Annotated in this window: 10 protein-coding genes; 8 read left to right on the forward strand and 2 right to left on the reverse strand. The window is 58.6% G+C overall.

Annotated features, from left to right (window positions below; translation table 11 throughout):
• Positions 1-90: 90 nt before the first annotated feature.
• Complete coding sequence (locus tag VEH04_19885) at positions 91-1,239, reverse strand: histidinol-phosphate transaminase (protein HYG25035.1); 1,149 nt, start codon at positions 1,237-1,239, stop codon at positions 91-93.
• Positions 1,240-1,435: 196 nt separating this feature from the next.
• Here VEH04_19885 and VEH04_19890 point away from each other — a divergent pair, with 196 nt between their 5' ends.
• From VEH04_19890 to VEH04_19925, 8 genes are all read left to right on the forward strand, one after another.
• A complete protein-coding gene (locus tag VEH04_19890) occupies positions 1,436-2,398 on the forward strand; it encodes a hypothetical protein (protein ID HYG25036.1) in 963 nt (320 codons plus the stop codon).
• A 93-nt stretch (positions 2,399-2,491) separates the two neighbouring features.
• Positions 2,492-4,366, forward strand: a complete 1,875-nt coding sequence (locus VEH04_19895; GenBank protein HYG25037.1) for an SPFH domain-containing protein — start codon at positions 2,492-2,494, stop codon at positions 4,364-4,366.
• Positions 4,367-4,382: 16 nt separating this feature from the next.
• A complete protein-coding gene (locus tag VEH04_19900) occupies positions 4,383-5,285 on the forward strand; it encodes a protease modulator HflC (protein HYG25038.1) in 903 nt (300 codons plus the stop codon).
• Between the two features lie 17 nt (positions 5,286-5,302).
• Positions 5,303-6,400, forward strand: a complete 1,098-nt coding sequence (locus VEH04_19905; GenBank protein HYG25039.1) for a protease modulator HflK — start codon at positions 5,303-5,305, stop codon at positions 6,398-6,400.
• Between the two features lie 39 nt (positions 6,401-6,439).
• Positions 6,440-8,467, forward strand: a complete 2,028-nt coding sequence (locus VEH04_19910; GenBank protein HYG25040.1) for a cation-translocating P-type ATPase — start codon at positions 6,440-6,442, stop codon at positions 8,465-8,467.
• A 94-nt stretch (positions 8,468-8,561) separates the two neighbouring features.
• Positions 8,562-9,776, forward strand: a complete 1,215-nt coding sequence (locus VEH04_19915; GenBank protein ID HYG25041.1) for an ABC transporter ATP-binding protein — start codon at positions 8,562-8,564, stop codon at positions 9,774-9,776.
• A 2-nt stretch (positions 9,777-9,778) separates the two neighbouring features.
• Positions 9,779-11,173, forward strand: a complete 1,395-nt coding sequence (locus VEH04_19920) for a hypothetical protein (protein ID HYG25042.1) — start codon at positions 9,779-9,781, stop codon at positions 11,171-11,173.
• Positions 11,174-11,189: 16 nt separating this feature from the next.
• On the forward strand, positions 11,190-12,680 hold the full coding sequence (locus VEH04_19925; GenBank protein ID HYG25043.1) for a hypothetical protein: 1,491 nt from the start codon (positions 11,190-11,192) through the stop codon (positions 12,678-12,680).
• Positions 12,681-12,716: 36 nt separating this feature from the next.
• Here VEH04_19925 and VEH04_19930 read toward each other — a convergent pair whose 3' ends face one another.
• The gene (locus VEH04_19930; protein HYG25044.1) at positions 12,717-13,451 is read right to left on the reverse strand and encodes a hypothetical protein; all 735 of its coding nucleotides are present in this window, start codon (positions 13,449-13,451) and stop codon (positions 12,717-12,719) included.
• Between the last annotated feature and the right edge of the window lie 70 nt (positions 13,452-13,521).

Here is a 13,521-nt window from a genome sequence, read left to right on the forward strand (position 1 = left end):
TATCGACGATGCATAGGCTGCTTGAGCGGTGATCGCCCACCCGGCTTGGAAGCGCGGCGATACAGCAGATTGGAATCTGCGCTGCGCGTTCTACTTCGATTCGATTTTGGGAAAGATCTCCTTGAACGCGGCCAAGAACCGCGCCATCTCGTCCGCTGTTCCAATTGACACGCGCAAGTGCTCGAGCATTGGCGGGAACGGACGCCCGACGAGAATATTCCGCTGGCGAAAATCCTGGATCACTTCACCCACCGCACGGCGGACATGCACCATGAAAAAGTTGCCGTGAGAGGGAATTACGGCGTAGCCGTGCCTTTGGATTTCCCTGGATGTGTCCGAGCGAAGTTGGATGGTGGCCGTGCGAACCCGATCGTAACCAGCCTTGTCCTCCAAAGCGGCGACGCCTCCAAACCGCGCCAGGACATTGACATTCAGGGATCCGGCATAAGGACGCATGCGCTGCATCAGTGGAGCTGGAGCGAGGCCGTAACCCAGGCGCATTCCTGCCATGCCGAAAATCTTTGAGAAGGTACGCGCAACGATCACTGGCCTTCCCTCGTTCACTGCGGGAATGGCAGAGTCGTATTCAGGCGTGTCCACGAAATCGTGGTAGGCTTCATCAACCAGGATGGGAATTTCGCGCGGCAATTCATTGAGCAGCTCCCGGATTTCATTCCTTGGAACAATCAGTCCAGTCGGATTGTTTGGATTGCACACGTAAACGAGCCCGATTTCGTTGGCGTGTTGCCCGACGGCTTTGATCAATGCCTGGGTGTCCTGGCGGTGATCGGCTTTGAGAGGCAGGCGGATGGCGTTTGTTCGCAGGCCCGTTGCGAATTCATAAACCGAGCTGAAAGTCGGTTCCACGCCGATCACCTTTTTCCCATTCTGTAAAAACGCCATTGCGGCGACGTGCAGGATTTCCGTCGAACCTGCGCCCAGTAATACGTTGTCCTGCCGCACGCCGTGATACGCGGCAATGGCTTGAATCAGCCCGGGATCGGGGTAGCGATAGCGATTGGCGTATTTGGTCGCGCGGCTCATTGCATCCAGCACCGATTGGGAAGGGCCATAGGGGTTCTCATTGCTGGCGAGTTTCGCGACCGAGTCATAGTCACCGCCTGTCGATCGCGCCGCGACGTTCGTGTTCTGCGCCTGAAGGTGGGCTGGGACGCTGAGGCCCGCGACCGTGGCCGCCAGTTGTCCAACAAAGGTTCGCCGAGTGACTGGATTTTTCATGCGCTAGTTTTGGAACGGGCGTTCGTGTTGATGTGTCCGCGTGGTGACGCCATCAGTCTCCTTTTCCGTCGCAGCCAACGCAAGCGTCGTGAAGCATTCCCATCCACATGGAATGCAGGGGTGGCGCTGTTGTAATCGGGCGAAACCATTTGCAATCGAATGCTTCGTCCGTAATCTGTGCCACCTGATTGGCCAGATGCGACAGTTTGTTACCATCGCAAGCAACACTTTTCTGGAACTGGTTCGGCAGCCGATTTTCCTCCTGCTGACGACCGTTTCCGCAGCGTTCGAGATTTTTCTGGCGACGCCGTATTACTTCGCATTTGGGGATGAACCCAAGCTCGTGAAGAACAGCGTGCTGGCGATCATGCTCCTGTCCGGGTTGTTCGGCGCGGTGCTGGCGGCTTCGGCGGCGCTGGCGCGGGAGTTGAGGGCGGGCACTGCTCTGGCCGTCCTTTCAAAGCCGGTTGGACGGGCGCAATTCGTCCTCGCCAAGTACGCGGGACTGGTCGTTGCCTTGACGCTCATGACCTACATCAACCTGGTCGCTGCGCTGGTTGCCAGCCGGATGGCGTTCGACGCGTATGGCACCACGGATCTGGCGGCGCTTGGAATTTTTGCGGGCGGCGTGCTGCTGGCTTACGGTATCGGCGGGTTCAGCAATTTTTTCCTCCGCCGGCCATTTGTGAGCGATGCGTTTTTCGCGCTGCTGTTCACTGTAACGGCAGCGGCGTTCATCATCATTCAGTTCACAACCCAGCAGCAAAGCCTCGGGGAAATTGCGAAGGTGGAGTGGAACATGATTCCCGCGGCCATCCTGATCCTGTTCGCGCTCTGGATCATCGCCGCACTCGCGCTCGCGTGCTCGACACGGCTCGACGTGATTCCGACGCTGGCGATCTGTTCGGCTTTCTTCCTGATCGGGATCATGTCTGATTACCTGTTCGGGCGCCCGGCCGAGAGGGGCGTGTGGTGGGCGTCGGTGCTTTACACGGTTACGCCGAATTGGCAGCTTTTCTGGCTCGCAGACGCGCTGGAGACCGGCCGGAGCACCTTCCATTGGGATTACGTGGCGAAGGCGTTCACCTACGTCGTTGGTTATGTTGGCGCGGCGCTCGCGGTGGCGGTGCTGCTGTTTGAAGAACGTGAACTCAGTTGAGCGAGCTAAACCAGGAATGAACGGGAAACGTCCCAGATCGATCCAAAATCCCGCGCGGGAATGGTTTTCGATGGATCTTATCCGCGGCTAAACATGGAACGAAGCACAAAGAAGAATGGACTGATCAACCTGGCGATCCTGCTGCTGGTAGCGGTGGCGGGCTTCGGAATAGCGCGTCTCACCCACTCGCTGTCGGGCGAGCTGAGCTCGGTCATCATGGCGATTGGAGTCCTGGTTGCCGCGGTGAGCTGGTTTCAGATGCGGCTCGAGGAGCGGGAGTATCTTGAACGCCTGGAGCTCGATGAGCTGGCCAAGAATCGTGGCAGCGGCACGTTGTTTGAAGGCAAGGATGCGGAAAGCTTTCCCGCGCAACGCTCGCGCGAACAGTTCGAACGGTTCTTTGTACCCGGTTTCACTGCGCTGCTGTTCGTTGCCGAGGCTGCGGGCGCATACTTCATCTGGAAAGGGCTTTCGCGCCCGGATGCCGCGACCGACCTCGAGCGGCCCACTCTAGGACTGGCCTTGTTCGGCCTCTTTGCGCTGATCCTGTTTCTCCTCGGCAAGTTCAGCGCAACCATCGCCCGGATCGAGAATCATCGGCTGCTCAGGCCCGGCGCCGCATGGGTCCTGCTGAGCGCCTATCTCTGTTTCGCGGTAACCGTGGCGATGGTGATTGTGGAGGCTGGCTTTCCAAATGCGGACCTATACGCCGCCCGCGGGCTGGCTGTGCTGCTTGCGGTGATTGCCTTTGAAACACTGCTCAACCTGATCCTTGAAATTTATCGTCCGCGGATTCGGGGCAAGGTGGTGCGTCCATTGTATGAAAGCCGCGTCGTTGGATTGCTGGGACAACCTGAAGGGTTGATCACGACTGCCGCACAGGCGCTCGATTATCAGTTTGGCTTCAAGGTTTCAGACACCTGGTTTTATCGATTCTTCGAACGCGCGCTCGGGTGGCTGTTGCTGCTGCAGCTGGGTATCCTGTTTCTCTCCACGTGCGTTGTGTTCATTGAGCCCGGAGAACAGGGCGTGCTCGAACATCTGGGTCGTCCAGTCCCTGGCCGCACGATCTTGAACCCTGGCGCTCACCTCAAATGGCCGTGGCCCTTTGACCGCGTCTACCGGTTTCATACCGAGCAGGTCCAGAGTTTCGATGTGGGATTCACACCCGACCCGCAGTTTGAGAATGCGCCAGCACAGCTCTGGAATGTTCCGCATGCGAATGAGGAGAATTTTCTCGTCGCCAACCGCGAGCCTGCGGTCTCCACGAACGCGGCGAGTGGCACGCGTTCTACACCGCCCGTCAGCCTGCTGACAGTCAGCATTCCGGTGCAGTTCCAAATCACGAATCTCCTGCACTGGGTTTACAACAACGATCAGCCGACAAACCTGCTGCGCAATATCGCGACGCGGGAAGTGGTGCGCCAGCTGGTCAGCGCTGACATCAACGAGATCATGTCAACCCAGCGCGGGGCCGCGGCTGCGGCCCTTCAGGACCGCGTTCAACAGGCGGCCGTGCAGCATCAACTCGGTGTGCGGATTGTGTTCGTCGGCCTGCAGGATATTCATCCGCCGACGAAGGTGGCTCCCGACTACGAGAAGGTAATTGGAGCCAAGCATCAGAAACAGGCGCGCATCCTTGCCGCCCAGGCAGCTGCGATTGCGACGAATGCCGTGGCGCGAGGCGAATCAACGAACCTGATCAATCGCGCAATCGCGCAGCGGGTGAATCTCGAAATTGGCGCCAAGGCGCGGGCCGGCTTGTTCACGAACCAGATTCCCGCATTCGCCGCTTCGCCATCCATTTACATGCAGCGATCCTACCTGGACGCCTTCGCGCGTGCGTCGGCTCAGGCGCGGAAATACGTGATCCTGACCACCAACACGCAGGATGTGATCAGCATTGACCTGCAGGACCGAATCCGCGGCGACTTGCTGGGCGAACTCAGCGTAACCCCGGAGAACTGAAAGAATTTTCGAAGACATGAAAAGAAATCCACTGACACTGGTGATCGGCGCGGTGCTGATCCTGATTTTTGCGCTGCTCCTTTTCACCTTCCAGGTGAGAACAACGCAGGTGGCCGTTGTGACGACGTTCGGCAAGCCGAGCGGCGAAGGCATCACGCAACCGGGGTTCTATTGGAAACTCCCGTGGCCGATTCAGCGCGTATATTACTTCGACAAGCGCGTGCAGAGTTTCGAAGACAAGTTCACCCAGGACTATACCGCGGATAACGTGACGCTTCTCACCTCCATTTATATTGGGTGGCGCATCACGGACCCGAAGGCGTTCTTCCCGAAGTTTGCCGGCGGCTCGGTGACTGAGGCGGAAAAGGTCCTCAGCCAGATTGTCCGCGGCGCCAAGACCGACACCGTAGGCAAACACGCGCTTTCGGACTTTGTTTCAGTGGATGGCGGACGGTTTGCGGAGATTGAAGCCGCCATGCTGGAATCGATCAAATCGCAGGTGCAGGTGAACAATTACGGCATCTCGGTGGATTTCCTCGGCATCAAGAAGCTCGGATTCCCTGAGAGCGTTACCCAGGAGATTTTCACTCAGATGACCTCAGAGCGAACTGTGCTGATCGAACAGTTACAACGCCAGGGCGAGGCAGATGCGCAGATCATCAGGTCAGAAGCCGATCGCCGTGCCGCTGAATTGCTGGCATCTGCGCGCGGTGCAGCCACTCAGATTCAGGGTATGGGTGAACTCGAAGCGACGAAGGCCTTGTCCGTGTTCGAGCAGAATCCCGAGCTCGCGAGTTTCCTGTTCCGTTTGACGGCTCTCGAACAATCGCTTCGCGAACGTTCCACGCTGATTCTCGATCCGCAAACGCCGCCATTTGACTTGTTGCGGGGAATCTCCACGAACGCGGTCCGACGCTGACCAGAAATGATTAGTCGATGAACGATCATCCTCATTCTCACGACGATCCTTCGCATCAGCACCCGGCGCCGCCTGAGACGCCGATCGATGCTGGATCGCAGGCGCTCTCCGAGGCGCTGCGCAGCAGCTTCGCCATTGTCAAAGTGGTGATGTTTATCCTTTTGGTCGCATTCCTGGCATCGGGCTTTTTCCAGGTTGGCCCGCAGGAACAGGCGATGGTGTTGCGCTTCGGCAAACCTGTTGGACAAGGGCAGGACGCCCTGCTCGGCCCGGGGTTGCATTGGTCATGGCCGTATCCCATCGATGAATACGTGAAGGTCCCGATAACCGGCTTGCAACAGGTTCAATCGTCGGTCGGCTGGTATGCCACGACTCCCGCGCAGGAAGCTGCGGGAACCGAACCGCCGCCGGGGGCGTCACTGAATCCCGCTGTGGACGGTTACGTGATCACCGCGGACGGAAACGTCGTTCACTCGAGGGCAACCTTGTTCTATCGCATTGAGGATCCCGTGCAGTACGAATTTGGATTCACGAATGCGGCGCGGCTTGTGCAGAACGCCTTGAACAGCGCGCTCGTGGAGACCGCGGCGCGGTTCAAAGTGGACGACATTCTCACGGCCGACGTCATGGGTTTCCGCGATGCTGTCCGCCAGAACGTGACGCGTTCGCTGGAGCAACATGCATTGGGCGTTGTGGTGGACCGCTGCGAGGTGCAGAGCATCCCGCCCCGTTATCTCCGCGGCGTCTTTGATCGCGTCGTGAGCGCGGGCCAGGCGCGGAGGACAGTGCTCGACGATGCTCAAAAGTATCGCAACCAGGTGCTCAGCCGGGCCACGGCCGATTCCCAATCGCTGACCAATATCGCCGAAACCGAGCGCGTTGTTTACGTCCAGAACATGACGAGCCTCGCCACCAATTTTCAGCAACTGCTGCCGGAATATGCCGGGAATCCACAACTTTACCAGCAGCGCCGGCTTCACGAGGTTCTGGGCCGCAGCCTCACGAACGCGGAAATCTGGCTGTTGCCGGGGCAGGTCGATGGAAAAAGTTCGGAACTGCGGTTAATCTTGAATCGCGAACCACCGAAGCCGCGGAACCAGGCGCCTCCGCCTTGAGCACGAACCGCTGTTTGTTTGGCATTTAATATTTTTAGCATGCAAGTCACATCTTTAATGAGCCATGAGGATCATTCCCATGCGCACAAGCACGAACACGGCCCGAGCTGCGGCTGCGGCGAGCATCACGAGCATGCCCCCGTGCGCCTCAAGCAAACGCTGGTCGGCGTGGTGTTTGTGCTGAATGCCTTCATCGTGGATTGGTTTTTTGTCCAGGGATCCACGATCGCCAGCGCCAGCGCCATGATCGGAGCGATTATTCTTGGAACACCGATCATTCTCATCGCCATCAAGGATCTCAAGGCAGGCCGCCTGAGCATCAACGAGCTTGTCGCGATCGCCGTGCTCGCCGCGTTTGCATCGGGCGACTACAAAACCGCGGGAGTCGTCGCATTCTTCATGTTGATGGGGGAAATCATCGAGACGCGCACCGCGCAAGGCGCGCGGGAATCCATTGAATCATTGATCAAACTGACGCCCACCAAGGCGCGCCGCATCCGCGCAGACAAGTCCGAGGAGGAGGTTCCGGCGAGCCAGCTGGCGATTGGCAATGTCATCCGCATCCGTCCCGGCGACAACGTTGCTGCCGACGGATTGATTGTCACGGGACAGGGTTCGTTCAACCAGGCGACAATCACCGGTGAATCGCTGCCGGCCGACAAAAAGCCCGGTGATGAAGTGTTTGCTGGAACACAGAATTTGACGGGTGTCCTGGAAGTAAAAGTCAGCCGTGCGGGAACAGACACGACACTGGGCCGCGTGCGCGAGCTGATCCTTGCGGCCGAGCAGACGAAGCTGCCGGTGCAGAAGATCGTTGATCAATACATGGGTTTTTACACGCCGCTGGTGCTTGTGATCGGCGCGCTCGTCTGGGCCTTCACCCACGATCTGACTCGCGTGATTGCGGTGCTGGTGGTTTCGTGCCCCTGCGCTTTTATTCTTGCAACGCCCACGGCGATGGTTGCCGCGCTGTCAGCCGCTGCGCGTCTCGGAATCCTGATTAAGAACGTCGCGGATATTGAGCTGGCGGCGAAGATCAATGCGTTTGTTTTCGACAAGACGGGTACGCTGACAACAGGCCAGCTGGCCGTGAGCCGTCTGGCGCCGATCGGGGAAATCAAGCCGGCCGAACTGTTGTTGCTTGCAGCGTCTGCTGAAAAATACAGCAACCATCCGACAGCCAAGGCGCTCGCCCAACTGGCAGGTGACGCGAATGTTCCGTTGATTGAACCAAAGGATTTTTCGGAAACCGCGGGTCGTGGTGTGCAGGCTGAAATTAATGGCGCCAAGGTCCTCGTTGGCCGCGCAGCATGGCTCAAAGACAACGGGGTCGAGAGTGGATTCGAAAAGTCTGTGGACCTGAATGAAGCCGAAGGCTGGAGCCTCATTTTTGTCGCGCGTGGCGGCAAATGCGTCGGCTGGGTCGGCTTGCAGGACAAGACTCGCGTGGAAGCCAGGGAAGCATTGGCTGATCTCCGTGACAGTGGCGTGCGGCGCATCTCGATGGTTTCCGGTGATCGCCAGGCGGTCGCAACCCGCGTTGCCAAGGAAATTGGGTGCGAAGAAGCCGTGGGCGAATGCCTTCCGCAAAACAAGGTGGAATTCGTGCGCGCCGTGAAGAGCAAGGGCTACAAGGTGGCCGTGATTGGCGACGGTGTGAACGACGCTCCTGCGCTTGCGGCGGGCGACATCGGAATCGCCATGGGAGCCGCGGGAAGCGAAGTGGCGATTCACAGCGCGACGATCGCACTCATGAACAACGATCTGCGGCGCTTGCCGTTCCTTGTGCAGCTCTCGCGCAGCACGCGCACCGTGATCAACCAGAACTTTGCGTTCGGCGTGCTGTTCATCATTGGCGGACTGACGCTGACCAGTCTTGGATATGTCGGGCCGATCCTTGCATCGATCCTGCACGTGGGCGGAACATTCCTCGTGGTGTTCAACAGTGCGCGACTGGTGCGCAAGGGTGAGGAGCTGGAGCATTATCACGCTGAAACCGGCAAGCCCGCGGACCGGGGCGGTTCACATCCCGCGCCGGCGCCGCGGCTGCAGCCGAAGATTGCATAACGCTTGCTGGCCGCGTCGCGCTGTTTCGGTGAGCCGTCCTGCAGTGAATAATGAAGCCCGGCCGTGATGGCGCTTCGGAATTTGCCGAAATGAAATGAATATCTCGTCCCAGATTAAATCGGATCCGCAGCCCGAAACGCGCAATGTAAAGTCGGAAACTGTCGTCGCCGTTCGGGGCCTCACCAAAGTCTTCAAGGATTTTTGGAATCGCCCCAAGGCCCGCGCAGTTGACAATGTCGATTTCGAGGTCCGTCGCGGGGAAGTCTTCGGCTTGCTCGGGCCGAATGGGTCGGGGAAGTCGACCACGGTAAAGCTGTTGCTGGGTTTGCTGCATCCGACCAAGGGGCACATTGAAGTCTTCGGACGCTCTCCGCGCCACGTCCAAACGAAGTCGCGGATTGGTTACCTGCCGGAGGAATCCTACCTGTATCGCTATCTCAACTCGCGCGAGACCCTCGATTTTTTTGGCAACCTGTTTCACCTGTCGAAGGACGATCGCGGAAACCGCGCGGAGCAATTGCTGGAAATGGTGGGATTGAACCAGACCCGCACCCGAGCCATCGGCGAATTTTCAAAAGGCATGCAGCGCCGCATTGGTCTGGCGCAGGCGCTGATCAATGATCCCGACCTGGTGATCCTCGATGAACCGACCGCGGGTCTCGATCCCATCGGCTGCCGCGAAGTAAAGGATCTGATCCTGGCGCTCGCGCGCCGCGGCAAAACCGTGATCCTGAGCAGTCATTTGCTTTCCGACGTGGAAGATGTGTGCGATCGCGTCGTGATCTATTACGGCGGCAAAATCCAGGCGATGGGCACTTTGAAGGAATTGCTGGCGAAACCGGACGCTGTTCGCATCACCACTCCCGTGTTGCCGCGAGAGACAATGGAGCGCGTGCTGGAGCTGATTCGGCGCGATGTGGAGATGGAGAAGATCCGGATCGATAATCCGACACAGAATCTCGAGAGCTATTTCCTGGATGTGGTGCAGAAGGCGCGCGCGGCGCAGGAAACCAGTGGTGCGCAATCGGGCGCGCGGGTGGCCGCGTACCTGCGTGGCGATGCCGATTCCACGCAACAAACGGATAAGTTGCTGGAGCGCCTGACCGCTGGGCCGGAGACGTCGAATGTCGAAGAGCCTGTCATTGCCGCAGGATCAAAAGCCGACGAGCAGAAGCTCGCGGATTTGTCGCGCCCGGCTGGACCAGACTCCACGCCACCGCCTGCAGCCGCGCCCAAACAGCAGGCGCCCGACCTCTCCAAAGCCGATGAAAAGCTGTCATCGCTGCTAGGCGGCGGTCCCAAACCCTGAGCATGCAACGCCTCCTTGCCATTACATGGCTGACCTGGAAAGCCGCGTTGCGCTTCAGGTTGTTCCTTGTCATTGCCGCGCTGCTGCTCCTTGCAGTCGTGGGCTTGCCGATTCTGATCAAGGACGACGGCACCGCCCGTGGTTTCACGCAGATTCTCCTAACCTATACGTTGAGTGTCATCACGGGATTGCTGGGATTGTCGACCTTGTGGCTGTCCTGCGGAACACTTGCGCGCGACATCGAGGAGAATCAAATCCAGGTGGTGGCGACGAAGCCGATAGCGCGATGGCAAATCTGGCTCGGCAAGTGGCTGGGAATAGTGTCACTGAACGCGGCGCTGCTCACGCTGGCTGGGGCGAGTGTCTATTTCCTGCTGCAATGGAGAGCGACGAAGCTTCCTGCCGACGAGCAGGCAATTCTGCGGGATGAAGTGCTTGTCGCGCGCGGTTCGGCACGGCCGCCTGACAGGACGCAGGAAATCGCCGCGCAGACCGAGCGCGTATTACAGGAGCGATTGCAGAATTCACCGCCCTTGAAACGCGATGAAATCCGGGAGGTGCGCCAGCAAATCGCGGAGCAGATCCGCGCGGAGTTCCAGGTGGTGCCTGCTGGTTATACAAGGGTTTGGGAAATCGATCTGGGAGTCGCCCGGCATTTTCTCAAGGACAAGCCGCTGCAGTTGCGCGTGAAGTTCAACTCCGCGGACAAGAGTCCCACGGGAACTTTCGCGGGGATGTGGCGTGCTGGCATTCCCGAAAAAACCGAGCTCTGGGGAACAGCAGAGCCGATGAGCCTCGCGCCCGATACGTTCCACGAATTTGTGATCGCGCCGAATACGTTTGATGAAAACGGCCTGCTGCGGGTTGAGTTTTGGAACCTTCGTGAAAACGGCACGACGCTGTTGTTTCCCCTCGAGGAAGGGTTTGAGGTGCTCTACCGCGAAGGGGGTTTCGGACTGAACTTCGCGCGCGGGCTCGCGATCATCTTCTGCTGGATGGCGCTGCTTGCGGCACTCGGTTTGTTCGCGGCTTCATTCCTTTCATTTCCTGTTGCGGCTTTTTTCGCACTTGGCCTCCTGACGATGGCGCTTTCGAGTGGAACACTCGCCACGGTCGTGGAGGAAGGAACGGTCATGGGTTCCAATGAGGAGACTGGCGAGGTGGGTTCTTCAATCATCGACATCGTGATCGTGCCTGCGTTCCGGGTCGCCCTCGCGGTCATCAACCTGGCGCGCGATTTCTCGCCGATCGAGGCGCTCAGCAGCGGGCGCAGCATCACCTGGGTGCAACTCGCCCGCGCAGTGGGGCAGATCGTCTTCGTGCTCGGAGGGATCGTCGCTCTTCTCGGCATCGGCATTTTCAACCGCCGCGAATTGGCAGCGCAGGGCAGTCCGTGATCCTATGAACCCGCGCGTGAAAAAAATCCTCCTGCTTGTGCTCGCTGCGGCGCTGCTGTTCGGGACATCGCAAATCCAGGGCTCGCTCAACCGCGACCGGAATCGGCTTGGGTTAACACGCGTCGAGCCGCTGGAGAACGCGCCCCCGGTTCTTGCGTTCACAACCGTGGCGCTTGGCGGGTTTCGCGGCTTGATCTCCAACATGTTGTGGATTCGCGCGAACGACCTTCAGGAGCAGGACAAGTTCTTTGAAATGGTCCAGCTTGCCGATTGGATCACCAAGCTGGAACCGCATTTCGCCACCGTCTGGACGCATCAGGCCTGGAACATGGCCTACAACATTTCCGTGAAGTTCAAGCAGACGGCGCCGGGTGAGTATCCCGATCGCTGGCGCTGGGTGAAACGCGGCTTTGAACTCATCCGCGACGAGGCGCTTCGTTACAACCCCAATGATCCCAGCCTGCACCAGCAGATCGCGTGGATCTTCCAGCACAAGATGGGAGCGAACCTTGATGACGCGAACGTGTATTACAAGCGCGAGTGGATGCTTGAGATGAACGAGGTCCTGGGGACTTCGTTGGACTCGGGCCTGGATGAACTGATCAACCCCGAGACCGACGATCAACAGCGCCGCGCAAAGTTGTTGCGCGAGGAGTATGACATGGATCCCGCCTTCATGAAGTCACTGGACGAACGGTATGGTCCGCTCGAATGGCGCCTGCCGGAATCGCATGCGATCTATTGGGCCGCACAGGGATTGCAGCGGGCAAAGGAGAATCCAACGAAGGTGAAGCAGGATGATTTGATGCAACTGCGGAGGGCGATTTATCAATCGATGTTGCTCGCATTCCAGCGCGGACGGCTGATGACGAACCGTTTCGCGGGCGGCCTCGACTTCGGGCCCAATCTGGACATCATCCCCAACGTCAATCGCTCGTATGAGGAGCACATGGCGGAGGACCCGGCCAACCGTGATAACATTGAGAATGGGCATCGAAGCTTCCTGCGTCAGGCCGTTTACACGCTGTATGTGAATAATCGAATGCAGGCGGCGGCGGGATGGTTCAAATACCTGCGCGAGCAGTATCCCAACAAGCCGGTGATTGACGGCCAGCCGAATTCCCTGCCTGCCAACCTGACGTTGGAGGAGTACGCGCTCAGCAACCTGCAAATTGATATCAACGAAACTTCGCGGGATCGCGTGAAGGCAGCGCTTGAAGGATTTATTGGAAACAGTTTCCTGGCGTTGATCGAGGGAAACCACGATCGCGCTGCGGGACTGCAATTGCTGGCGCAGCAGGTCTGGGCGAATTACCGGAAAAAGATCCCACAGGATCGCTGGGCGGCGATCGGGCTTCCAACGATTGCGGAAACGAGACAAACCGTGCTTGCCGAATTCATGGATGAGAACACAGGCCTGACGCCTGAGGCTCGCGCGATTCTGAGCACCGAGCTCAACCTCCCGGCTCCCGCAGTTCAGGGCACGAATTCGGTCCCTGGTCGTTAGCGGATTGGCGCCGTCCTGGCGCGACGATGCCGAAAACTAGGGAGCAACAGTGGATCGTTCCCTCAGCCAGGAAAGATCCCCGTAGGCAGGAGATTGGCTGGCATCGGCCCGGATAAAGACGGCTGTGGCATTGAGGACGGCTCGATCGCGCCAGCGCTTCATTTCAGCGCGTCCATCGGCAAATGAAATGCCTCCTGACTGATTGTGGTAACTCGCAGGAATATCGATCCAGGTGAACGCGTTTGCCCCGCTTTGCGACGCGGAAACACAGAACCAGCCATCATTAATCGTGTTGTGATTCTCGTCCATCAACACCCACCACTGCGCTGGCGAGAAACCTCCTTCAAGATCCGACTCGCGGCGAAAAACACGGGCTGGTGCCGACAATCCGTTCTGATAGAGAGTCGAAACAGGATTCATCCACGCGTTCATGGAAATGCTGCGCACGGTGGCGGCGCCATTTGAGACCCGCTTGATGTCGGCTGGACATTTATACAGCGCTACCGACCTGGCATACGGCCAGAGAAGTCCGCGTTGGATGTGATTTGTATTGGTGGATTCGATCGGAATATCCATACGCCCGTGAACCCATTGTGGTGAATTTGGGTGCGCCGTTCCCGCCGTTGGACAAATCACGCCCATGTGGTCGGCCGAATAGGTGCTCCATGCGACCTGCATTCTGCGAAGATTGCTAAGACATTGGAAAGCCTGGCTCGATGAACGCACTTTCGACAGCAGCGGCAGCAGCAGGGCTGCCCCGATAATGAACATTGAAATTAATGTGAGCAGCTCGCAAAGGGTGAATGCCCGAGACGTCGCGGATCCGCGCCGGATGAAAGTA

The organism is Verrucomicrobiia bacterium (assembly GCA_035629175.1).
In the GTDB taxonomy this organism is placed as follows: domain Bacteria; phylum Verrucomicrobiota; class Verrucomicrobiia; order Limisphaerales; family DASXHY01; genus DASXHY01.